Source organism: Streptomyces africanus (assembly GCF_002150735.1).
GTDB classification, from domain to species: domain Bacteria; phylum Actinomycetota; class Actinomycetes; order Streptomycetales; family Streptomycetaceae; genus Streptomyces; species Streptomyces africanus.
This window is the reverse complement of record NZ_MUKA01000326.1, coordinates 1-21,218: the sequence shown is the minus strand read 5'-3', so window position 1 is coordinate 21,218 and position 21,218 is coordinate 1. Positions and strand designations below refer to the sequence as shown.

General features: G+C 71.0%; 19 protein-coding genes and 1 riboswitch. Of the genes, 10 read left to right on the top strand and 9 right to left on the bottom strand.

From position 1 onward, the window contains the following. Window positions 1-34: 34 nt before the first annotated feature. Complete coding sequence (locus CCL05_RS33640; protein WP_086564439.1) at window positions 35-619, bottom strand: flavin reductase family protein; 585 nt, start codon at window positions 617-619, stop codon at window positions 35-37. Between the two features lie 317 nt (window positions 620-936). Here CCL05_RS33640 and cdgB point away from each other — a divergent pair, with 317 nt between their 5' ends. Then, a complete protein-coding gene (cdgB, locus tag CCL05_RS33635) occupies window positions 937-2,595 on the top strand; it encodes a diguanylate cyclase CdgB (protein WP_086564438.1) in 1,659 nt (552 codons plus the stop codon). A gap of 118 nt (window positions 2,596-2,713) precedes the next feature. Continuing rightward, window positions 2,714-3,658 carry a carbohydrate-binding protein gene (locus tag CCL05_RS33630; protein WP_086564437.1) on the top strand — a complete coding sequence of 315 codons (945 nt, stop codon included), beginning with the start codon at window positions 2,714-2,716 and terminating at the stop codon, window positions 3,656-3,658. Window positions 3,659-3,700: 42 nt separating this feature from the next. Here CCL05_RS33630 and CCL05_RS33625 read toward each other — a convergent pair whose 3' ends face one another. The 3 genes from CCL05_RS33625 to CCL05_RS33615 all read right to left on the bottom strand — a co-directional run bounded on the left by CCL05_RS33625 (window position 3,701) and on the right by CCL05_RS33615 (window position 6,906). Next, the gene (locus CCL05_RS33625) at window positions 3,701-4,630 is read right to left on the bottom strand and encodes a 1-phosphofructokinase family hexose kinase (RefSeq protein WP_086564436.1); all 930 of its coding nucleotides are present in this window, start codon (window positions 4,628-4,630) and stop codon (window positions 3,701-3,703) included. A gap of 123 nt (window positions 4,631-4,753) precedes the next feature. After that, the gene (gene nagA / locus CCL05_RS33620) at window positions 4,754-5,965 is read right to left on the bottom strand and encodes an N-acetylglucosamine-6-phosphate deacetylase (RefSeq protein ID WP_086564435.1); all 1,212 of its coding nucleotides are present in this window, start codon (window positions 5,963-5,965) and stop codon (window positions 4,754-4,756) included. Beyond that, window positions 5,965-6,906 carry an ROK family protein gene (locus tag CCL05_RS33615; RefSeq protein ID WP_086564434.1) on the bottom strand — a complete coding sequence of 314 codons (942 nt, stop codon included), beginning with the start codon at window positions 6,904-6,906 and terminating at the stop codon, window positions 5,965-5,967. The genes nagA and CCL05_RS33615 overlap by 1 nt, the downstream gene beginning before the upstream one ends. A 132-nt stretch (window positions 6,907-7,038) precedes the next feature. On the opposite strand from CCL05_RS33615, the gene CCL05_RS33610 reads away from it, so the two are divergent. Then, on the top strand, window positions 7,039-8,292 hold the full coding sequence (locus CCL05_RS33610) for an ABC transporter substrate-binding protein (RefSeq protein ID WP_086564447.1): 1,254 nt from the start codon (window positions 7,039-7,041) through the stop codon (window positions 8,290-8,292). 35 nt (window positions 8,293-8,327) lie between these two features. Then, window positions 8,328-8,573, top strand: a complete 246-nt coding sequence (locus CCL05_RS33605; RefSeq protein ID WP_086564433.1) for a DUF3263 domain-containing protein — start codon at window positions 8,328-8,330, stop codon at window positions 8,571-8,573. 4 nt (window positions 8,574-8,577) lie between these two features. On the opposite strand, the gene otsB is transcribed toward CCL05_RS33605, so the two are convergent. The 3 genes from otsB to CCL05_RS33590 form a co-directional block, all read right to left on the bottom strand. Beyond that, window positions 8,578-9,426: a trehalose-phosphatase gene (gene otsB / locus CCL05_RS33600; protein ID WP_086564432.1), complete on the bottom strand. Its 849-nt coding sequence runs from the start codon at window positions 9,424-9,426 to the stop codon at window positions 8,578-8,580. A 6-nt stretch (window positions 9,427-9,432) separates the two neighbouring features. Continuing rightward, complete coding sequence (locus CCL05_RS33595; protein WP_086564431.1) at window positions 9,433-10,821, bottom strand: alpha,alpha-trehalose-phosphate synthase (UDP-forming); 1,389 nt, start codon at window positions 10,819-10,821, stop codon at window positions 9,433-9,435. 73 nt (window positions 10,822-10,894) lie between these two features. Beyond that, window positions 10,895-11,839, bottom strand: a complete 945-nt coding sequence (locus tag CCL05_RS33590; protein WP_086564430.1) for a glucosyl-3-phosphoglycerate synthase — start codon at window positions 11,837-11,839, stop codon at window positions 10,895-10,897. Between the two features lie 180 nt (window positions 11,840-12,019). Further along, window positions 12,020-12,174, top strand: a riboswitch (SAM riboswitch). Between the two features lie 15 nt (window positions 12,175-12,189). On the opposite strand from CCL05_RS33590, the gene thrC reads away from it, so the two are divergent. From thrC to CCL05_RS33560, 6 genes are all read left to right on the top strand, one after another. Beyond that, entirely contained in the window at window positions 12,190-13,476 is a 1,287-nt protein-coding gene (gene thrC, locus CCL05_RS33585) for a threonine synthase (protein ID WP_086564429.1), read from the top strand. Window positions 13,477-13,580: 104 nt separating this feature from the next. Next, window positions 13,581-13,856: a ubiquitin-like small modifier protein 1 gene (locus CCL05_RS33580; protein ID WP_010035955.1), complete on the top strand. Its 276-nt coding sequence runs from the start codon at window positions 13,581-13,583 to the stop codon at window positions 13,854-13,856. A gap of 447 nt (window positions 13,857-14,303) precedes the next feature. Next, window positions 14,304-14,507, top strand: coding sequence for a cold-shock protein (locus tag CCL05_RS33575; protein ID WP_010035953.1), 204 nt, complete (start codon window positions 14,304-14,306; stop codon window positions 14,505-14,507). Between the two features lie 600 nt (window positions 14,508-15,107). After that, window positions 15,108-16,730: a chaperonin GroEL gene (groL, locus tag CCL05_RS33570; RefSeq protein WP_086564428.1), complete on the top strand. Its 1,623-nt coding sequence runs from the start codon at window positions 15,108-15,110 to the stop codon at window positions 16,728-16,730. 180 nt (window positions 16,731-16,910) lie between these two features. Next, the gene (locus CCL05_RS33565) at window positions 16,911-18,038 is read left to right on the top strand and encodes an NADH:flavin oxidoreductase (protein WP_086564427.1); all 1,128 of its coding nucleotides are present in this window, start codon (window positions 16,911-16,913) and stop codon (window positions 18,036-18,038) included. 87 nt (window positions 18,039-18,125) lie between these two features. Continuing rightward, window positions 18,126-19,676, top strand: a complete 1,551-nt coding sequence (locus CCL05_RS33560; RefSeq protein ID WP_086564426.1) for a carboxylesterase/lipase family protein — start codon at window positions 18,126-18,128, stop codon at window positions 19,674-19,676. Between the two features lies 1 nt (window position 19,677). Here the strand turns inward: CCL05_RS33560 and CCL05_RS33555 are convergent, their stop codons facing one another. Further along, window positions 19,678-20,247, bottom strand: coding sequence for a hypothetical protein (locus CCL05_RS33555; RefSeq protein ID WP_086564425.1), 570 nt, complete (start codon window positions 20,245-20,247; stop codon window positions 19,678-19,680). A 13-nt stretch (window positions 20,248-20,260) separates the two neighbouring features. Further along, window positions 20,261-20,941 carry a Uma2 family endonuclease gene (locus CCL05_RS33550; protein WP_244204491.1) on the bottom strand — a complete coding sequence of 227 codons (681 nt, stop codon included), beginning with the start codon at window positions 20,939-20,941 and terminating at the stop codon, window positions 20,261-20,263. Window positions 20,942-21,218: the final 277 nt, after the last annotated feature.

Genomic DNA, 21,218 nt, shown 5'->3' with positions numbered 1-21,218 from the left:
AGGCGGGCGGACGACCACCGGGCCAACCGTTTCCTCAACCCAAGTGCCGGTACCGGCCACGGAAATACGTCAGCGGGCCGCCTTCCGTGCTCGGCACCCGGGCCGTCAGCACGCGGCCGATGACCAGGGTGTGGTCGCCGGCCCGGACCCGCTGCTCCGTGCGGCACTCCAGGACGGCCAGGGCGCCGCCGACCAGCGGCGCGTCGGTGTACTCGCCGCGCGTGTACGGGACGTCCGCGAAGAGCAGACGGTCGCTGACGCGGCCCTTCATGGCGAAGCGGCCCGCGATGTGCCGCTGGCTCTCGGACAGGACCGAGACCGCCCACAGGGGCTGCTCGTCGAGCAGCTCGTCCATGCGGGAGCCCTCGCGCAGGCTCACCAGCACCAGGGGCGGGTCCAGGGACACCGACATGAAGGCCGTGGCGGTCATGCCCACGTCCTCGCTGCCCGGCGCCGAGGGATCGTCCGGGTCGAGCGGCGGCTCCTGCGCGGTCACCAGGACCACGCCCGAGGCCAGCCGGGACATGGCGGCGCGGAACTCGTCGTTGCTCACCCCCTCAGCATGCCCGGAGGCGGGCGACGGAATGATCGGGGACGTGGCTGTGGGAGTGTTCGGCACGCCCGAAACGCTAGTCTCCGTCTCCGGCGCCCCGCATCGGGCTCCCGCCCGATCACGGTCTTAGGACTCCCGACGGACTCAGGGGAGATATAGGTGCGCAACCTGACAATGCTTGCGTTCGGTAGCCGCACGTGAAGAACGCAGAAACTCCACTCAATTGTTCAGGTTTGCCTGTGACTTGAGTCACAAGGGGCAGGAATTGTTGACCCTGTGTACCGAGTGGGCAGCGCGCTGTGATTCAGTGGCTGGGAAGCTGCCAGGACGATACGCCGATGAGAACCCTTGATTCGCTGCGAGGTCTCGGGGGGAGGGCGAGCATGGAGACCGAGTCGGAGCCCTACGTCCGCCTTGCGTCCCTGCGGCAACTGCACCAGGTCATGGCCGACATGAACACGGCCCGCAGCCTGGCGGACACACTGCAGACCGTCGCGGAGGGCGTCGTCGCCGCCCTCGGGTACGAGCTGGCGTGCGTGAACCTCGTACGGCCCGACGGCGACCTCGTCGTCGCCGCCTTCGCCGGGAACCCCGCCGCCGAGGCCCTCATCACCGGCCGCGTCGGCTCGCGCGAGTCCTGGGAACGCCGCCTCGGCATGGGCGAGCACTGGGGCGACCTGGTGTTCATACCGCACACCGAGGGCTGGGTCCTCGACGACGACGACGTCCCGCAGTGGTACACCGACGGCCCCGCCCCCCGCTTCGAGGACGAGTGGCACCCGGCCGACCGGCTCTTCGCCCCGATGTACGCGCCCGGCCCGCAGGGCAGCGCAGCCTGCGGCGAGCTGATCGGCGTGCTGTCCGTCGACCGGCCGCGCAACGGCCGCCGCCCCGGCGCCTGGGGCCGCGAGGCGCTCCAGATGTACGCCTTCCAGGCCGCCATCGCGATCAGCAACGCCCGGCTGCGCGCCAACATGCAGCGGGCGCTCGTCCGGCTGGAGCGCGAGCAGCAGGCGCTGCGGGCCAGTGAGGAAAGCTTCAGGCAGGCCTTCGAGTACGCCCCCTCCGGCATGGCCATCGCCGAGATGGGCGGCGACCAGCACGGCCGGATCCTGCGCACGAACGACGCCCTGTGCCGGCTGCTCGGCCGCCCCGCCTCCGCGATGCGCCGCTACTCGTTCTCCGACCTGGTCCACCCCGAGGACATAGGCACGCTCCTGCGCACCTCCGCCGAGGGCGGCCGGGCCGAGCTCCGCCTCGGCCGCCGGGACGGCACCTACGTCTGGGTCAGCCTGCGCAACAGCGTCGTCGCGGACGCCGCCGACGGACCGCGCTTCCTCCTCACCCACGTCGAGGACATCGAGGAGCGCAAGCGCCGCGAGCTCCAGCTCGCCCACCGCGCCTCCCACGACTCGCTCACCGGCCTGCCGAACTCCGCCGAGCTGCGCTCCCGCCTGTCCGCGCGCCTGTGTCAGCGCGCCACCGCGCAATCCGCCGTCGTCGAGTCCCACGACGCGGCGTACGGTCATCCCGACTTCGACGTGGTCGGGCCCGGCTTCGACTTCCGGCAAAGCGTGGAGCCGTACGACGCCTACGACCACCATGTGCACACCGTCGCCCCGGACGGCGACCACGACGACGGCACCAAGGGCCTCGCCGTCCTCTTCTGCGACCTCGACGGCTTCAAGTCGATCAACGACCGGTTCGGGCACAACGCCGGTGACGCGGTTCTCATCGAGGTCGCCCGCCGGCTGAGCAACGGCGTCCGCGACGGCGACACGGTCGCCCGGCTCGGTGGTGACGAATTCGTCATCCTCGCCGACGGGCTCGGCCGCGCCGACGCGCAGGACCTCGCGGTCCGGCTGCGCAACGAGATCATCCAGCCCATCCGCGCCGAGGGACGGGCCGTCCGGGTCGGCGCCAGCTTCGGCATCGGATGGGCACACTGTGGAATGACGGCGGACGAAGTGTTGAAATCCGCTGACGAGCGGATGTACGTCGAGAAACGATCTCGTCCCAAACAGCACAGACGCGCCGGGTGAATCCCAGGTCAGCGAGTTGATGCGGTCTGAGTCACCCGTTTGGGTCACTGGGAGCGGGTAGGCTCGCCCTCTGCTCCATGTACCGCATTGCACCGCACCTGACTGAGGAGACCAAGGGATGACGCCCGGCAACAACGGCGCGAGCACGCCCGAGGACGACGACCCGTTCGGCTATCTCTACGCCGACGGGCAGGCCAACGGGGCCCAGCCGCCGTCCGGGGGCTACGGCTACCCGAACTCGGTCAACCGGGTGCGGGCGGTCGGCACACGCCAGTACGGCCAGCAGCCGCAGGCGAGCCAGACCGCACCGTACGGCCAGGTCCCGCAGCAGAGCGCTCCCGGCCGGCCGAACGCGCACTACGCGGCACCGGAGACGCTGCCCGGCGGTGCGCCCACCGCGCAGCAGCAGGTGCCGGGCGGCGGCGGTGGCGGCCGTGGTGGCCGCGGGCCGAACACCAAGGGTCTGCTGATCGGCGCGATCGCGGTGGTCGCGGCGGTCGTCATCGGCATCGGTGTGGCCATGCTGGGCGGCGAGAAGGACCAGGACGAGCCCGACAACCAGGCGAACCCGGGGCCGACCCAGTCCCAGAACTCGAAGCCGAGCCCGTCGCCCAGCAAGGGCGGTCAGAGCGAGGTGGAGCTGCCCAAGACCGACGCGAAGGCGTTGCGGCTCGGGCCGGGTGTTTCGACGGCGTCGGACTTCAAGGGCGCGAAGGCCGACGGTGGCGTCTATGTGACGGGTTTCAACCACGTCGGAGCGACCGTCACCTGGACCGTCGACGGCATCAAGAAGGCCGGCACCTACCGGCTGTACGTGAACTACGGCGTCCCGGGCGTGGACGCCAACGCGACCGTGGTGGTCAACGGCGAGGCCAACAGCAAGCCGCTGAGTATGGCGAACTTCGGGAACACGCCCAAGGGTGACTGGGAACAGGGCTGGAAGAACACCTGGGCCAATGTGAACCTGACCAAGGGCACCAACACCATCGAGCTCGCCTGCAACGAGGGCAACCAGTGCGACGCCGTCATCGATCAGCTGTATCTCACGGGTAAGAACGGGTGAGCAGAGGCGGAAGCGCTCCTGGGGGCGCTGACGCTCTTCGGCTCAGGCCGCGCTGGCTTCCCCTGACACCGTGACCCGCCCCAGCAGCTCCTCGTACACCCCCCGCTCGAACTCCCCCGCAACCGGTGCCGAGACCGTCGCCGCCGACAGGGCCACCGCCCGGGCCAGGCGGTCCGGCCAGGGGAGGTGTTCGACCAGGCCCGACAGCAGGCCCGCGACCGCCGAGTCGCCCGCGCCCGTCGGGTTGCCTCGCACAGAGGCCGGTGGGGTGGCTCGCCAGCGGCCCTCTCGGGTGGCGGCGAGGAGGCCTTCCGGGCCGAGGGACGCCACGACCGCGGCCGCGCCCCGGCGGCGGGCGTCCTGCGTGGCGCGCAGGGGGTCGTGGGAGCCGGTCAGTTCCGCCAGTTCGTCGGCGTTCGGCTTGATGATGTCCGGGCGGGCCGCGACACCCCGGCGCAGCGCCTCGCCGCTCGTGTCCAGGAGGACCGGGACCCCGGCGGCACGGGCCGTCCGGACCAGGCCTGCGTACGCCCCCACCGGCACGCCCGGCGGCAGGCTGCCGCAGAGGGCCACCGCCGAGGCGGACGGCAGCAGGTCCTCGTAGGCCTCCTGGAAGGCCGACCACTCGGCGGGCGCGATCATCGGGCCCGGTTCGTTGAGCTGCGTCGTGTCGCCGGTCTGCTCGTCGACCACGGCGATCGTGCGGCGGGTCGCGCCCGCGACCGGGACCAGCGCGTCCACCACGCCCGGCACCGCCGCGAGCCACTCCTGCACGACCCGTCCCGTCGCCCCGCCCGTGAAACCGGTCACCGTCACCTCGTGCCCGAGCGCGGCGAGCACCCGGGCCACGTTGACGCCCTTGCCGCCGGGGCGTTCCGTCACCTCGGAGACGCGGTGGGAGGCGTGCGGTCTGAGGGACCGCACGCGGTAGGTGATGTCGAGAGCGGTGTTCAGCGTGACCGTGAGGATCACCTGGGCCGACCTCCCCCGAGAATGCGCTTGCCGCCGTGAATGTTCAGATAGTCCGATCATGCCAAAGAGACGGCGGTCGGCCCAGTCCTGGAGCCGGCCACCGGCTCCCTACGGCGGGACGGATCAGCGCAGTTGGGGACCGACCACCCATGCGCCCCGGCGCATCACGCCCTTGAGCTCGTAGTCCGCGTCCAGGAGCACCAGATCCGCGTCCTTGCCGGGCTCCAGGGAGCCGATCCGATCGGACATGCCGAGCAGGCGGGCGGGGGTCGCCGAGAGCGCCTGCACCGCGTCCTCCACGGACAGGCCGTCGACCGTGACCGCACGCTTGAACGCGCGGTCCAGGGTGAGGGTCGAGCCGGCGATCGTGCCGTCGGTCAGCAGGCGGGCCACGCCGTCCGCGACCTCCACCTCCAGCGGACCCAGCCAGTAGCGTCCGTCGCCGAAACCGGCCGCGTCCATCGCGTCCGTGATGAACGCCACCCGGTCCGCGCCCGCGCGGTGGAACGCCAGCTGGAGCGCGGCGGGGTGCAGATGCGTGCCGTCGTTGATCAGCTCGACCGTGATCCGGTCGTCCTCCAGGAGCGCGGCGATCGGGCCGGGGGAGCGGTGGCCGAGCGGCGGCATCGCGTTGAAGAGGTGGGTGGCGACCGTCGCGCCCGCGTCGATGGCCTCGACCGTCTGCTCGTACGTCGCGTCGGTGTGGCCGATCGCCGCGATCACGCCGTGTTCGGCCAGAAGGCGTACGGAGTCGGTGCCGCCGGGCAGTTCGGTGGCCAGCGTGACCATCTTCGCCCTGCCCCGGGCCGCGTCGATCAGCTTGCGGACCTCCGCCGGGTCCGGGTCGCGCAGCAGCCCCTCGGAGTGCGCGCCCTTGCGGCAGGGGGAGATGAACGGGCCCTCGAAGTGGATGCCGGCGATCTCGCCCTGCTCGGCCAGCTCGCTCAGCAGGCCGGCGCGCTGGGCGAGGAAGTCCATGTCGCCGGTGACGGTCGAGGCGACCAGGGTGGTGGTGCCGTGCAGGCGGTGGGTGTGGATGCCGCGCAGTACGTCTTCGACCGACCCGGAGGTGAAGGAGGCTCCGCCGCCGCCGTGGTTGTGGATGTCGATGAAGCCGGGGAGTACGTAGTGGCCGGTTACGTCGATGACCTGGGCGTTTTCGGGGGCTGCGGCGGTGATGCGGGTGCCGTCGATGGTCACCTGGCCGTTTTCGACGGTTCCTGTGGGGAGGACGACGGTGGCGCCGGTGAGGACCGTGGGTTGTCCGGCCGTTGCGGGGTGCGGGTGCGTCGTGGCTGGTCGCGCAGTTCCCCGCGCCCCTGAGGCATCGGTCATCAGGGCGTTACCTCCGTGCGGTCGGTTCGGTCGAGGAGATCCCAGGCCAGGAGCCCGGCGCCCAGGCATCCGGCCGTGTCCCCCAGCGCCGCGGGGACGATCGACGGCTGTTGCTGGAAGGTGATGCGGCGACGGATGGCTTCCCTCAGCGGCGTGAACAGGGTTTCCCCCGCCTCCGCCAGGCCGCCGCCGATGATCAGCGTGCGCGGGTCCAGCAGGGTCAGGGCCGTGACCAGGCCGTCGGCGAGGGCGTCGACCGCCCCCTGCCAGACCGCCTGTGCCCTCGGGTCGCCGGAGTCCACCGCCTTCGCGCAGTCCGCGGCGTCCGCGCCCGGGTCCCCGGACGCCGTCGCCCAGGCCTCGCTCACCGCCGCCGCCGAGGCGAAGCGTTCCAGGCAGCCGCGCTGGCCGCAGGGGCAGGGCGTCCCGCCGGGGCGTACGACGATGTGGCCGACCTCACCCGCGAAGCCGTGCGCGCCCGACTCGACCCGGCCGTCGACGCCGATGGCGCCCGCGATGCCGGTGCCGAGCGCGACGAACAGGAACCGGTCGGCGCCCCGGCCCGCGCCGACCCGGCCCTCGGCGAGGCCGCCCGTGCGCACGTCGTGGCCGAGGGCGACCGGGATGCCCAGCCGCTCCGCCAGCAGGTCGCGCAGGGGGACGTCACGCCAGCCGAGGTTCGCCGCGTAGACGGCGATGCCGCGCGCCTCGTCGACGATGCCGGGGACGGCCACGCCGGCGGCCGGCGCGGGCGTGCCGAAGTGCTCGGCGCCGTACGCGCGCAGTTCGGCGGCGAAGTCGAGGATGCCCGTGATCACGGCGTCCGGTCCGTGCTCGCGTCCGGTGGCGCGGCGGGCCCGGTGCAGCACCTCGCCCCGCGGACCGGCCAGAGCGGCCTTCATCCCGGTGCCGCCCACGTCGAGGGCGATGACATGTTTCACGGAACCAGTGTGACCCGGGGACCCGCGAGAGGTCTAGTCCACTCACGTGGTGTAGACCTTGTTCCGATTATCGAAAGCTTTCGTTGGCGGTCACGCCAGGGTTGGGGAAGAACAGCGGTGCAGCGGCGGCGGATGGCAGGAACGATCGCGGTGGTGTCCGCGCTGGGCATGACGGCGGTCCTCGGTGGCTGCGGCGTGACGGGCGGCTCCGCCGACGTGACCCTGAAGCTGGTCGCCGCCGACTACGGCGACAGCGCGGCCAACAGCTCCCGGAAGTACTGGGACAAGCTGGTCGAGGAGTACGAGGCCGACCACCCCGGCGTCACGATCGACGTCAGCGTCTACTCCTGGAACGACGTCGACCGCAAGGTCAGGGAGATGGTCGCCGCCGGTGACCCGCCGGACATGGCGCAGATCGGCGCGTACGCCGACTACGCGGCGCAGAACCAGCTCTACAAGGCGGACGACCTGCTCTCCATACCCGTGCAGGCCGACTTCGTCGGGCAGCTGGCCTCCGCAGGACAGGTCAAGGGCGTGCAGTACGGCATGCCGTTCGCCTCCTCCACCCGCGTGCTCTTCTACAACAAGACCCTCTTCGCCAAGGCCGGCATCACCCCGCCCAAGTCCTGGGACGACCTGGCCGAGGACGCCGAGGCGCTCAAGGAAGAGGGCGTGAAGTACCCCTACGCGCTGCCCCTCGGCCCGGAGGAGGCGCAGGCCGAGACCCTGCAGTGGATGCTCAGCGGCGGGGGCGGCTACGCCGACACCGTCGGCAGCTACGGCATCGACTCCCCGGAGAACATCGACACCTTCTCCTGGCTGAAGAACGAACTGGTCGCCAAGGACCTGACCGGGCCGGTCGCGCCCGGCGAGCTGAACCGGGCCGCCGCGTTCGCCGCCTTCGCCAAGGGCGAGGTCGGCATGCTCAACGGCCACCCCTCCCTGATGAAGATCGCCGCCAAGCACGGCGTCGAGTACGGCATGGTGCCGACCCCGGGCAAGGAGGGGCCGAGCAAGTCCACGCTCGGTGTCGCCGACTGGATGACGGCCTTCCGCAAGAACGGCCACCGTGAGCAGGTCGGCGACTTCCTCAACTTCGTCTACAGCGAGAAGAACGTACTGGCCTTCTCCCGCGAGTACGACCTGCTGCCGGTCACCAGCTCCGCGTCCCGGACCATGGCCGCCTCCGGCAAGGACCGGCACCTCAGGCCGTTCCTGGAGGAGCTGGTGGCCTCCGAGCTCTACCCGGTCGGCAAGACCTCCTGGGCCGACGTCAGCGCCGAGGTGAAGACGCAGATCGGCAAGGCCGTCGCCCCCACCGGCAGCCCCTCGGGCGTCCTGGGACACCTCCAGGCCGTGGCGACCCGGGCGGAGAGCGCGGAGTAGACCCGCTGTCGGTGGCGGGCGTTACGGTGCCTGGCATGGACGAGGACACGGGTGAGACGCGGCTCGGGCGCAGGGAGCGGGACATCCTCGCGCTCGAACGCCGCGGTTTCTCCGGGCCCGGCGCGAAGGAACGGGCCGTACGGGAGGAGCTGGGCCTCGCCCCCGTGCGCTACTACCAGCTCCTCAACGCCCTGCTGGACGACCCCCGGGCCCTGGCCCACGACCCGGTGACGGTGAACCGGCTGCGGCGGATCCGGGACAAGCGCAGGGCGGAGCGTTAAGGACTCAGCCGATCCGGTCCGCCAGCTCGCTCAGCAGGCGTACGACACCCTCCGGGCCGTCCACCACCACGTCCGCGCGCTCCCTCAGCTCGGTCACCTCGTCGCTGCCGCTGCACACCAGCAGGCCCGGGGTGCCGTCCGAGCGGAGCGTGTCCACGGCCGAGAAGGCGGGCAGATCGCCCAGGTCGTCGCCGGCGAAGAGGACGGACCCGGCGCCGATCTCCCGGGCGAACCCGGCGAGGGCGGCGCCCTTGTCCATGCCGGGCGGGCGCAGTTCGAGGACCATGCGGCCGGGCTCCACGATCAGGCGGTGGCGGCCGGCCAGGCCGGCGAGCGGTTCGCGCAGGGAGTCCAGCGTGGCCTGCGGGTCGGCGGCCCGGCGGGTGTGGACCGCCACGGACCGGCCCTTCTCCTCGATCCAGGTCCCCTGCGACGCGCCGAGCCGTTCGAGGAGCTCGGGCAGCTCGGTGCGGACCGCGGCGACGCCGGGATGTGGCTCGGGGGCGCTGATCTCGCCGGTGCGGGCGTCCCAGCGCTCGGCGCCGTAGTGGCCGAGGACCACGAGGTGCTCCAGGCCCGGGACGTCCGCGAAGCCGCCATTGCGCACCGCGACCTCGGCGGGCCGCCCGGTGATCACCGCCACGGCGGCCACCTTCGGCGCGAGCGCGGCCAGCGCGGGGACGGCGTCCGGGTGGGCCCGGGCCTGCTCGGGGTCGGCCACGATCGGCGCGAGCGTCCCGTCGAAGTCGAGGCCGATCAACGCCGTGCCCGGGCGGGTGAGAAGAGCGTCCAGACCCTCCTGCCCGGCTTTCGTGGCGGGCACCGGCAGCGGGGAGTCCGTGGGACCGGTCATCCCCGCTCAGCCCCTCAACGCGTCGAGCTGGTCCAGGAACCACTGCGCCGGAGGCAGCGCCGTCGCCGCCGCGGCCAGGCGCTTGCTGCGCTCGGCCCGCTCCTCCGGGCGCATGGACAGGGCCTCGTGCAGGGCCGTCGCCGTGCCCGTGATGTCGTAGGGGTTCACCGTGATCGCGTCCTCGGCCAGCTCCTCGAACGCCCCTGCCTCCCGCGACAGCACCAGAGCGCAGCCCGCGTCGGAGACGACCGGGACCTCCTTGGCGACGAGGTTCATGCCGTCCCGGATGGGGTTGACCAGCGCCACGTCGGCCAGCCGGTACGCGGCCAGCGAGCGGGCGAAGTCGTCCTTGAGGTTGAGGACGACCGGGGTCCACCCCGGCGTTCCGAACTCGGCGTTGATCTCCTCCGCGACCCGCCGCACCTCGGCCGTGTACTCCCGGTACACCGCGAGGTCCTGGCGCGACGGATACGCGAAGGCCACGTGCACCACGCGCTCGCGCCACTCGGCGTGGGTCTCCAGCAGCCGGCGGTAGGCCAGCAGGCCGCGAACGATGTTCTTCGACAGCTCCGTGCGGTCGACCCGGACGATGGTGCGGCGGCCCTCGCCGATCTCCTCCCGGAGCGCGGCCATCCGCTCCTCGACGTCCTGCTCGTGCGACCGCTTCCGCAGGAAGTCCGCGTCGGCCCCCAGCCCGTGCACGCCGATCCGCGTGCCCCCGAGCCCGCCGGCGAACTGCTCGGCGCACGCGGTGAACGCGTCCGCCCAGCGCTGCGTGAGAAAGCCCAGCCGGTCCGCGCCCAGCATGCCGCGCAGCACCTGCCCGGCCACGTCGTCCGGCAGCATCCGGAAGTACTCGGGCGGCGCCCACGGCGTGTGCGAGAAGTGGCCGATCCTCAGGTCCGGGCGCAGCTCGCGGAGCATGCCCGGCACCAGCGTCAGGTGGTAGTCCTGCACCACCACCGCCGCGCCCTGCGCCGCCTCCTCGGCCAGCGCCTCGGCGAACGCACGGTTGTACGTCTCGTACGACGCCCACTGGCGCCGGAACTCCGCGTCGAAGACCGGCTCCAGCGGCGTCTGGTAGATCATGTGGTGGACGAACCACAGCACCGAGTTGGCGATGCCGTTGTACGCGTCCGCGTGCACGTCGGCCGGGATGTCCAGCATCCGCACGCCGTCCTCGCCGACGCCCCGCCGCACCGCCTCGCGGTCGCCGTCGGACAGCGCCGAGCACACCCACAGCGCGTCCGCGTCCGAGCCGATCGCGGACAGCCCCGAGACCAGCCCGCCGCCGCCCCGCTTGGCGTTCAGCGAACCGTCCTCGCCCACCGCGTACGAAACCGGACCGCGGTTGGACGCCACCAGCACCTGTGCAGCACCGTACGTCGAAGCCATACGCCTCAACCTAGCCCGGCCCGGAAACGCTCAAACGTGCGGCCCGGCCCCATCCGGCCGAAAACGACCCCGGTCAGGCCGCTCTCCGCGCCTGGTACTCGGCGATCTCCGCCATCGGCGGACGTTCCTCGGTGTCCACGGAGTACGTGCGCGGCTCGAAGCCGTCGCCGCTCCGCTCGAACTGCGTCAGGGACGGCCGGATCAGATGCCCGCGGGCCAGCCGCAGCTGGGCCGTGCGGTAGATCGCGGCGGCCATCCGGCCCAGCGCCTGCCCGTCCTGGTGCCGGTGCTTGCGCACCCCGACATCCACCTGGGCGAGGGCGTCCAGGCCCACCAGGTGCAGCGCGTCGACCAGCATGCCCAGCTCGACGCCGTACCCGACGGGGAACGGCAGCTGCTCCAGCAGCGAGCGGCGGGCCGCGTACTCGCCGCCGAGCGGCTGCACGAACCCGGCCAGCTGCGGCCAGTGCATGTTGAGCAGCGGGCGGGCCATCAGCTCCGTGACCCGGCCGCCCTGCCCGGCGGCGCCGCCGAGCGGACGGTCGTACATGCCTTTCACCAGGGCGACGTCCGGGTCGGTGAGCAGCGGCCCCACGATCCCGGAGACGAAGTCGGACGAGAAGTCCTTCAGGTCCGCGTCGATGAAGCAGACGATGTCCCCGCGCGTGACGAGCAGCGAGCGCCACAGCACCTCGCCCTTGCCGGGCACGGCCGGGATCCGCGGGATGATCTCGTCGCGGTGCACCACCGTCGCGCCCGCGGCGGCGGCCACCTCCGACGTGCGGTCGGTCGATCCCGAGTCGACGACGACGAGCTCGTCGACGAGCGGCACCTGCCGCATCAGGTCGTGTCGGATGATGGCGGCGATGTCACCGACCGTCTCCTCCTCGTTGAGCGCGGGCAGCACCACACTCACCGTCTGGCCCGTGCGCTGCTTGGCGGCCAGAATCTGGTGGAGCGGACGATCGGTCGCTGACCAGGAACGGGTGCTCAGCCAGCGCTCGACTTCTTCCAGCACCGTGGCGGCTCCTCTGCGTACTCTCGGCGGGACGGACTGCCCGCCGCGGTAGCGGCTGACAGGTACAGTCATCTCGCGGTTCGGACGACTATCTCAACTGTCCTGGTCGTCGGTTACAGTCTTGAACAACGCGGATGACCATCGCATGTCCGGGGTCGACCGTTGTTTACAACCGAATACAGCTCATCCAGAGGGGCAGAGGGATACGGCCCGATGAAGCCCCGGCAACCCTCCAGCCGATACTCGTAGGTCACTGTCGACCGCTCCGCGAGGTCCCGGCTCGGGAAGGTGCCAAATCCGTCTCACGGCGAGATGCGTCGTGAGGAAGATGAGGAAGGGCCTCGCCTCACATGGCTGTGCAGACTGTTGCAAGCACCACCGACTCCACCGTAGACCTCGGCCCCGCCGCCGCCCTGAGCTGCCGCGAGTGCGGCCACCGCGTCCCCCTCGGCCCGGTCTTCGCGTGCGAGGAGTGTTTCGGCCCGCTGGAGATCGCCTACGACTTCTCGGCCTACGACACCGAGGAACTCCGCAAGCGGATCGAAGCGGGACCCGCGAACATCTGGCGCTACGCCCCGCTGCTGCCGGTCCCGGCCGACGTGGCGACCAAGCCGAACATCAACCCGGGCTGGACCCAGCTCGTCAAGGCCGACAACCTCGCGCGTGAACTGGGTGTCGACGCCGGCAAGCTCTTCATCAAGGACGACTCCGGCAACCCGACGCACTCCTTCAAGGACCGCGTCGTCGCCCAGGCCCTGGAGGCCGCCCGCGCCTTCGGCTTCACCACGCTGTCCTGCTCCTCCACCGGCAACCTCGCCGGCGCCGTGGGTGCCGCGGCGGCCCGCGCCGGCTTCCGCTCCTGCGTGTTCATCCCGCACGACCTGGAGCAGGGCAAGGTCGTCATGGCCGCGGTCTACGGCGGCGAGCTCGTCGGCATCCAGGGCAACTACGACGACGTGAACCGCTTCTGCTCCGAGCTGATCGGCGACCCGGCCGGCGAGGGCTGGGGCTTCGTCAACGTCAACCTGCGGCCGTACTACGCGGAGGGCTCCAAGACCCTGGCGTACGAGATCTGCGAGCAGCTCGGCTGGCGGCTGCCGGACCAGATCGTGGTGCCGATCGCCTCCGGCTCGCAGCTCACGAAGATCGACAAGGGCCTGCAGGAGCTGATCAAGCTCGGGCTGGTCGAGGACAAGCCGTACAAGATCTTCGGCGCGCAGGCCGAGGGCTGCTCGCCGGTGTCGACGGCGTACAAGGCCGGGCACGACGTCGTACGCCCCCAGAAGCCGGACACGATCGCCAAGTCGCTGGCGATCGGCAACCCGGCGGACGGGCCGTACGTGCTCGACATCGCGCGTCGCACGGGCGGTGCGGTGGAGGACGTCAACGACGAGCAGGTCGTCGACGCGATCAAGATTCTCGCCCGGACCGAGGGCATCTTCGCGGAGACCGCCGGTGGGGTGACCGTGGGGGTGGCGAAGAAGCTGGTGGAGAACGGGGTGCTCGACCCCACCAAGACCACTGTTGTCCTGAACACCGGGGACGGTCTGAAGACGCTGGATGCGGTGGCCGGGACCGGGCTTACTGCGACCATTCGTCCCAACCTTGATTCGTTCCGTGAGGCTGGGCTCGTCTGATCGTTGTCTGCTGCGGGCCGGTGGGGGGCTGGTCGCGCAGTTCCCCGCGCCCCTAAGGGCGCGCCCCAGCCGTAGCTTCAATCAAAACCGGAGGTCATAGCCCGATGAGCGTCACCGTTCGCATCCCCACCATCCTGCGTACCTACACCGGCGGGCAGGCCGAGGTCGCCGCCGAGGGGGCGACTCTCGGCGAGGTCATCGCCGATCTGGAGAAGAACCACACCGGGATCGCCGCCCGGGTGCTGGACGACCAGGGCAAGCTGCGCCGGTTCGTCAACGTGTACGTCAACGACGACGACGTGCGGTTCGAGCAGGGGCTGGAGACGGCGACGCCGGACGGTGCCGGGGTGTCGATCATCCCCGCTGTCGCGGGTGGCTGAACCGGTCGACCGGCTTGTTTGTTACCTTCGGTAACGGCGGTTACTGAGAGTTCATCGAATTGCCCCCTCCGTGAGAGAAGCGGAGGGGGCAATTCTGTGTGATTGAGCGCGGTACAGTTGGGGAACGCAGCGCCGATCTCCTGATCGGGAGCCCTGATTTCCTGCCGCGCGCCCGACAAGATGTAGCCAAAGTGTGTGTGTCTTTCGCGGCTTTTGCGCATTTTATGTGGCCCGACTTGCCCTGAAGTCTGGCGAATTCTCCCCACATTCCGGACCCTGTGCTTCCAGAATTCTCGTCCGATTGACCTGTTGCAGACGGCAGTTGGACAGATACATTCGGCCGCGGTCGACGCGTTCCGGCGCACGCCCCCAACCGTGGGGGGTGAGGTCTGACCCGGATCCGCGAAGTGTGGATCTGTGCAAGGGCCAGTAATAGGGGAGTTAGGCATGGCTCAGGGCACCGTCAAGTGGTTCAACGCGGAGAAGGGGTACGGCTTCATCGCGGTCGACGGTGGTGCGGATGTTTTCGTCCACTACAGCGCGATCCAGATGGACGGCTACCGCACCCTTGAAGAGGGCCAGCGGGTCGAGTTCGAGATCTCGCAGGGTCAGAAGGGACCGCAGGCCGACATGGTTCGCGTCTCTGCCTGAACGCGCACCACGACCAAGCGCAAGCGACCGGTCTTCTCTGAAGGGCCCGCACCCCCTGGGGTGCGGGCCCTTCGGCCTGCTCGGGGGTCGGCGGCCGGCGTTGACGGGTGCGCCGGGCGACCGCTCGTCGAAACCGCCGCGCCCGAACGCGTCTCGTCGTCCCCCGGTGCTGGGGCCGCGGGGCCGCGCCCCGGACCCGCTCGCGTCGTCGCTCTCGTCTCGCCGCCGCGGGCCGCGGGCCAGGCATTTCTCTCCTCGCCCGATCCGATGCGGCGCTGCCCGTGGCCTGCGGGCCGAGCCGGATGCCCCCTGTTCGCCGGGGGCTGAGCGCCCGTTCGAACCGTGGGAGTCGCTTGCGCCCGCCCGTCGCCCGACCACCACCCCTCAACGAGCACCCGCTACGCGGGTGCGCCTTGCACTCTGCATGCCCGAGTGCTAATCATTGCGTTAGCACTCTGAAGGTGAGAGTGACAACGTAAGGACCGGGTCGGTGAGGCCCGCAGGCCGGGTGGGAAGGAACCACGAGGCAGGCGAGCCGTCCGTCGCGGGCGCGGGCGCGGTCCGAAGTAATCACCCCCAGTCCTGGAGGGACCACTTCACATGGCCAAGATCATCGCGTTCGACGAGGAGGCGCGGCGCGGCCTCGAGCGCGGCATGAACCAGCTCGCGGACGCCGTCAAGGTGACGCTCGGCCCCAAGGGCCGCAACGTCGTCCTCGAGAAGAAGTGGGGCGCCCCCACGATCACCAACGATGGTGTGTCCATCGCCAAGGAGATCGAACTCGAGGACCCGTACGAGAAGATCGGCGCCGAGCTGGTCAAGGAAGTCGCCAAGAAGACGGACGACGTCGCCGGTGACGGTACGACCACCGCGACCGTTCTCGCCCAGGCCCTGGTCAAGGAAGGCCTGCGCAACGTAGCCGCCGGTGCCAACCCGATGGCCCTGAAGCGCGGTATCGAGCGCGCCGTCGAGGCCGTCTCCGCCGCCCTGCTGGAGCAGGCGAAGGACGTCGAGACCAAGGAGCAGATCGCCTCCACGGCCTCCATCTCCGCCGCCGACACCCAGATCGGCGAGCTCATCGCCGAGGCCATGGACAAGGTCGGCAAGGAAGGCGTCATCACCGTCGAGGAGTCCCAGACCTTCGGTCTGGAGCTGGAGCTCACCGAGGGTATGCGCTTCGACAAGGGCTACATCTCGGCGTACTTCGCCACCGACATGGAGCGTATGGAGGCCGTCCTCGACGACCCGTACATCCTGATCGCCAACTCGAAGATCAGCAACGTCAAGGACCTGCTGCCGCTCCTCGAGAAGGTCATGCAGTCCGGCAAGCCGCTGCTGATCATCGCCGAGGACGTCGAGGGCGAGGCCCTGTCGACCCTGGTCGTCAACAAGATCCGCGGCACCTTCAAGTCCGTCGCCGTCAAGGCCCCGGGCTTCGGCGACCGCCGCAAGGCGATGCTGCAGGACATCGGCATCCTCACCGGCGGCGAGGTGATCTCCGAGGAGGTCGGCCTCAAGCTGGAGAACGCCACGATCGACCTCCTGGGCAAGGCCCGCAAGGTCGTCATCACCAAGGACGAGACCACCATCGTCGACGGTGCCGGCTCCGCCGACCAGGTCCAGGGCCGGGTCAACCAGATCCGCGCCGAGATCGAGAACAGCGACTCGGACTACGACCGCGAGAAGCTGCAGGAGCGCCTGGCGAAGCTGGCCGGCGGCGTGGCCGTCATCAAGGCGGGTGCCGCCACCGAGGTGGAGCTCAAGGAGCGCAAGCACCGCATCGAGGACGCCGTCCGCAACGCCAAGGCGGCCGTCGAGGAGGGCATCGTCGCCGGTGGTGGCGTGGCCCTGCTGCAGGCCTCCCAGGTCTTCGAGAAGCTGGAGCTGGAGGGTGACGAGGCGACCGGCGCCAACGCCGTGAAGCTCGCCCTGGAGGCCCCGCTGAAGCAGATCGCCGTCAACGGTGGTCTCGAGGGCGGCGTCGTCGTGGAGAAGGTCCGCAACCTCCAGGTCGGCCACGGCCTGAACGCCGCGACCGGTGAGTACGTCGACATGATCGCCGAGGGCATCATCGACCCGGCGAAGGTGACCCGTTCCGCGCTGCAGAACGCCGCCTCCATCGCCGCGCTGTTCCTCACCACCGAGGCCGTCATCGCCGACAAGCCGGAGAAGGCCGCCGCGCCCGCCGGCGGCGGCATGCCGGGCGGTGACATGGACTTCTGATCGACCTGGTCGATCAACGTCCTTGCCGAGGGCGGCACTCCCTGTTCCGACAGGGGGTGCCGCCCTCGGGCGTGTCCGGGATCACAGTGCGGACGGGATGAGGTCGCCGGGGCCGGATGGTTGGACCGTACGTCTTATGCGTATGCACATACTGTCCGGTATCCGAAGAGGAGCCCCCACGTGACCGTCGACGCCTCCGCCGCCTCCCGCGCCGCCGAAATCCTGTCCCGGCCCGTGTCGCTGGGCGGCCTGACCGTCCCGAACCGGATCGCGATGGCGCCGATGACCCGCATGTTCTCCCCGGGCGGCATCCCCGGCGAGGACGTCGTCTCGTACTACGCGCGCCGCGCCGCAGCCGGTGTCGGCCTGATCGTCACCGAGGGCACCTACGTCGGCCATGAGTCGGCCGGGCAGAGCGACCGCGTGCCGCGGTTCCACGGCGAGGAGCAGCTCGCCGGCTGGGCGAAGGTGGCCGAGGCGGTGCACGCCGCGGGCGGCACGATCGTGCCGCAGCTGTGGCACATCGGCATGGTCCGCAACCAGGGCGAACCGCCCGTCGCGGACGCCCCGGCCGTCGGCCCCTCCGGTCTGCGCATCGGCGCCACCGAGCCCACCGGCAAGGCCATGACCCAGGCCGACATCGACGCCGTCATCGGCGCGTTCGCCGAGGCCGCGGCCGCCGCCGAGCGCATCGGCTTCGACGGCGTGGAGATCCACGGCGCCCACGGCTACCTGCTCGACCAGTTCCTGTGGGAGGGCACCAACCGCCGCACCGACGCCTACGGCGGCGACCCGGTCGCCCGTGCCGCGTTCTCGGCGGAGATCGTCGCGGCCGTCCGCGAGACCGTCTCCGCCGACTTCCCCGTCATCTTCCGCTACTCGCAGTGGAAGCAGGACGCCTACGACGCCCGCCTCGCCGAGACGCCCGAAGAGCTGGAGGCCATCCTGACCCCGCTCGCCGCGGCCGGTGTGGACGCCTTCCACGCCTCCACCCGCCGCTACTGGGTGCCCGAGTTCGACGACTCCGACCTCAACCTGGCCGGCTGGACCAAGAAGCTCACCGGCAAGCCGGCCATCACCGTCGGCTCGGTCGGCCTGAACGGCGACTTCATCAAGGCCTTCCAGGGCCAGGGCGCCGAGCTCGGCGACCTCGACAACCTCCTGGACCGCTTCGAGCGCGACGAGTTCGACCTGGTCGCCGTCGGCCGCGCCCTGCTCCAGGACCCGCAGTGGGCGCAGAAGGTCCTCTCGGGCCGTTTCGACGAGGTGGCGCCGTACGACCCGGCGGCGCTGAAGACGCTCAGCTGAGCCTGGAGCCTGTGCCTCTGGATCTCCTTGCGTCAGTCAAGGACACTGACTGAGCGCCTGTTCACCGGCACTCGTGAGGAGATCCAGATGACGACGACGGAGCCCCGCCCGGCGACCGACGACCCGCGGCCCGCGCCGGTGGTGCGCACCACCGCCGGTGCGGTACGCGGCCGCACGGAGGAGGGCCTCGCCGTCTATCGCGGCATCCCCTTCGCCGCGCCCCCCGTGGGCGAGGCCCGTTTCATGGCACCGCGCCCCGCCCACGCCTGGGACGGCGTACGGGACGCGTACGCCTTCGGCCCGCCGCCCCCGCAGGACCTCGGCAACCTGGGCGGTCCGGGCCTGATCGACGTGCCCGAGGGCGACGAGTGGCTCACGGTCAACGTCTGGACCCCCGAACCCGACCGGGGCGCCCGCCGCCCGGTGATGGTGTGGATCTACGGCGGCGCCTACAAGCTCGGCCACGCCGGCAGCCCCGGCTACGACGCCCGGCACCTCGCGGCCGACGGCGACGTGGTCGTCGTGTCGCTCAACTACCGCGTGGGCATGGAGGGTTTCGCGTTCATCGAGGGCGCTCCCGCCAACCGCGGCCTGCTCGACCAGGTGGCCGCCCTCGAATGGGTCCGGGACAACATCGAGGCGTTCGGCGGCGATCCCGGCCAGGTCACGGTCTTCGGCGAGTCGGCGGGCGCGGGTTCGATCGCCTCGCTGCTCGCCATGCCGAGGGCGGCGGGCCTGTTCCGGCGGGTGGTCGCGCAGAGCGTACCGGGGACGTTCTTCTCGGACGCCCTGGCCCGGGACATCGGTGCCGCTCTCGCCGCCGAGGTGGGCCTGCGCCCCACGGTCGCCGACCTGGCGACGATCCCGCCGCGCGAACTGACCTCGGCGGGCGAGTCGTTGAGCGGCAAGATGGCCGGGTACACCGACCGCTGGGGCCAGGCGGCGCCGACGGTCACGCCCTTCTCGCCGGTCGTCGACGGCGAGGTCCTGCCGGTCACGCCCTGGCAGGCGCTGGCGGCCGGTGCGGCGAAGGACGTCGACCTGCTCGTCGGCCACAACCGCGACGAGTACCGCCTCTTCGTCGCCATGGCGGGACAGCTGGGACAGATATCCGAGGAGCGGGCGACCGCGGCCCTGCGCCTCTTCGCCCCCGGCCCCGACGGCGAGCGGGCCTACCGCACGGCCTTCCCCGACGCCTCCCCTGGTGAGCTGTTCGAACGCGTCCAGACGGACTGGCTGTTCGGCATGCCCTCCCTGCACCTGGCCGAGGCGCAGCGCGCGGGCGGCGGACGCGCGCACGTCTACGAGCTGACCTGGCCGGCCCCGGGCAACGGCGGCGCGCTGGGCGCCTGCCACGGCCTGGACATCCCCCTGCTCTTCGGCACGTACGGGGCGGACCTCGGAGCCCTGCTGTTCGCGGGCACGGAGCCGTCCGCCGAGGCCGAGGCGCTGTCGTCCCGCTTCCGGTCGTCCTGGACGGCGTTCGCGAGGACGGGCGACCCGGGCTGGCCGGCGTACGAGGAGACGGAGCGGCTGGTGCAGGTGCTGGACGCGGAGCCGGCGGTGCGGGCGTACCCGGAGGAGACGTCACGGCGCCTGTGGGAGGGCCACGACTTCTCCGCCCTGCCCCTGCTGTGAGCTACAGGTTGCCCATGGGCTCGATGTCGATCCTGACCGGCGTCCCCCACACGCGCAGCACCTCGTAGTCGGTGAACTCGTGCACCAGCCGGTACGCCATGGCGGACCGGGGAGCCTTGCGCTGGGCGGCGATGTAGAGCTCGGCCTCGCGGCGGTCCCGGCGCGGGGTGCCGCACAGCTGCCAGGTCTGGCCGTTCCACAGCTCCGGCAGCCAGCGCTGCTGGGGCTGGGGGCGGTCACCGCTCACGCCGTAGCGGGACTGGACCGGCTCGGTGGGCCGGTGTTGCGGGGCGGGGCCGTTGAACTCCGCGCGGCGGGCGGCCCGGCGCCGGGTCTCGCACAGCAGGCACAGGTCGGGGGCGGCCTCGTCGACCGGGCCGTTCGGATGCTCGGGGCAGCGTGTGCTGGGCGCCGCGTTCGAGACGCTCTCCTCCAGCAGGTCCAGGGCGCGCTTCAGATCCGCCTTGACCTCGTGCAGTTTGCCGTCCGGCGTGTCGGAGGTGAGTGCCTCCCCGTGCTCACCGAGGAGACGGAGGGCACGGCCTAGGGCGGTGAGCTGGGCGTGGTTCATGTGTCCATTGTCGTCAGTCGGCGTAGTCCTTGAGCTTCTCGGTGTCCAGGGTGATGTTCACGGGGGCGGGGAGTTCGACGGTGGCGCCCCAGGGGTGTCGGGAGATCTGCTGGTAGCGGCCGTCTTTCGGTTCGCTGTGGACGGTGAGTGTGTTGTTGTCGCGGTCGATGAGGAGGTAGACGGGGATGTCGGCCGCCGCGTATCCGACGGGCTTGTCGATGCGGTCGCGTTGGTCGGTGTCGCGGTCGTGGGAGGTGATCTCCACGGCCATCAGGGCACCGTCGGGGTCGGACCACTCGCGGTCGCCCTTGAAGTGGTCCACTGGTGCCAGGAATCCATCCGTGCGGGCCCGGCCCTTGCGGTAAGCCTCTGCCTTGACACCCCGCTCCGGTGCGAGATCCAGGTCGGGTCGGTGCTGCATGCACTGGCGCAACAGCCACAAGAAGATCGATGTGTGGTTGCCGTCCGGCATGGCTTTGACCTCTACCTTTCCATTGATGTACTCCAGCCGCACGGTTTCGGGGGCCACCGCGGCAAGCTCCTCGAACTCGTCCACGTCGAGCGGACCGTGCCGGATGCACAGCCGCCCGCCCAGGAACTCCAGCCTGTTCCGGATCTCCCTCGGGGCCCTGCGGACGAGTTCGTCGAAGTCCTCGACATCCATCTGCGGGCGGTCGGTCGTGTCTCGGGTCATGGCGTCGCCTCCTTCCCTCCATCGTGCCCCGGGCTGGTGGCGGCGGACCGTAGGAGCCGTCATGTGCGTGCCTTCTCTCGGCGTCGTTGGGACATCTCGGCGCGGATCTGGGCCGCGCGTTCGTGGACCGTGGGGGCGGACAGAGGTGCAGGGGGTTGCGCGGGGGCGTGTTCGCCCCGGCAGGCGCTGCAACGGCCCCCTGGCAGAGACTCCGGACGCCCCGGAGCACCGCAGTTCGCGCACTCCAGGACCCGCAGGGGCGGACGCGGGGCGGGTT

Coding starts and splice junctions, on each gene's coding strand:
- cdgB (WP_086564438.1), top strand. CDS start 937: ATGGAGACCGAGTCGGAGCCCTACGTCCGCCTTGCGTCCCTGCGGCAA.
- CCL05_RS33630 (WP_086564437.1), top strand. CDS start 2,714: ATGACGCCCGGCAACAACGGCGCGAGCACGCCCGAGGACGACGACCCG.
- nagA (WP_086564435.1), bottom strand. CDS start 5,965: ATGACCGATGCCTCAGGGGCGCGGGGAACTGCGCGACCAGCCACGACG.
- CCL05_RS33610 (WP_086564447.1), top strand. CDS start 7,039: ATGGCAGGAACGATCGCGGTGGTGTCCGCGCTGGGCATGACGGCGGTC.
- CCL05_RS33605 (WP_086564433.1), top strand. CDS start 8,328: ATGGACGAGGACACGGGTGAGACGCGGCTCGGGCGCAGGGAGCGGGAC.
- otsB (WP_086564432.1), bottom strand. CDS start 9,426: ATGACCGGTCCCACGGACTCCCCGCTGCCGGTGCCCGCCACGAAAGCC.
- CCL05_RS33595 (WP_086564431.1), bottom strand. CDS start 10,821: ATGGCTTCGACGTACGGTGCTGCACAGGTGCTGGTGGCGTCCAACCGC.
- thrC (WP_086564429.1), top strand. CDS start 12,190: ATGGCTGTGCAGACTGTTGCAAGCACCACCGACTCCACCGTAGACCTC.
- CCL05_RS33580 (WP_010035955.1), top strand. CDS start 13,581: ATGAGCGTCACCGTTCGCATCCCCACCATCCTGCGTACCTACACCGGC.
- CCL05_RS33575 (WP_010035953.1), top strand. CDS start 14,304: ATGGCTCAGGGCACCGTCAAGTGGTTCAACGCGGAGAAGGGGTACGGC.
- groL (WP_086564428.1), top strand. CDS start 15,108: ATGGCCAAGATCATCGCGTTCGACGAGGAGGCGCGGCGCGGCCTCGAG.
- CCL05_RS33560 (WP_086564426.1), top strand. CDS start 18,126: ATGACGACGACGGAGCCCCGCCCGGCGACCGACGACCCGCGGCCCGCG.
- CCL05_RS33555 (WP_086564425.1), bottom strand. CDS start 20,247: ATGAACCACGCCCAGCTCACCGCCCTAGGCCGTGCCCTCCGTCTCCTC.
- CCL05_RS33550 (WP_244204491.1), bottom strand. CDS start 20,941: ATGACCCGAGACACGACCGACCGCCCGCAGATGGATGTCGAGGACTTC.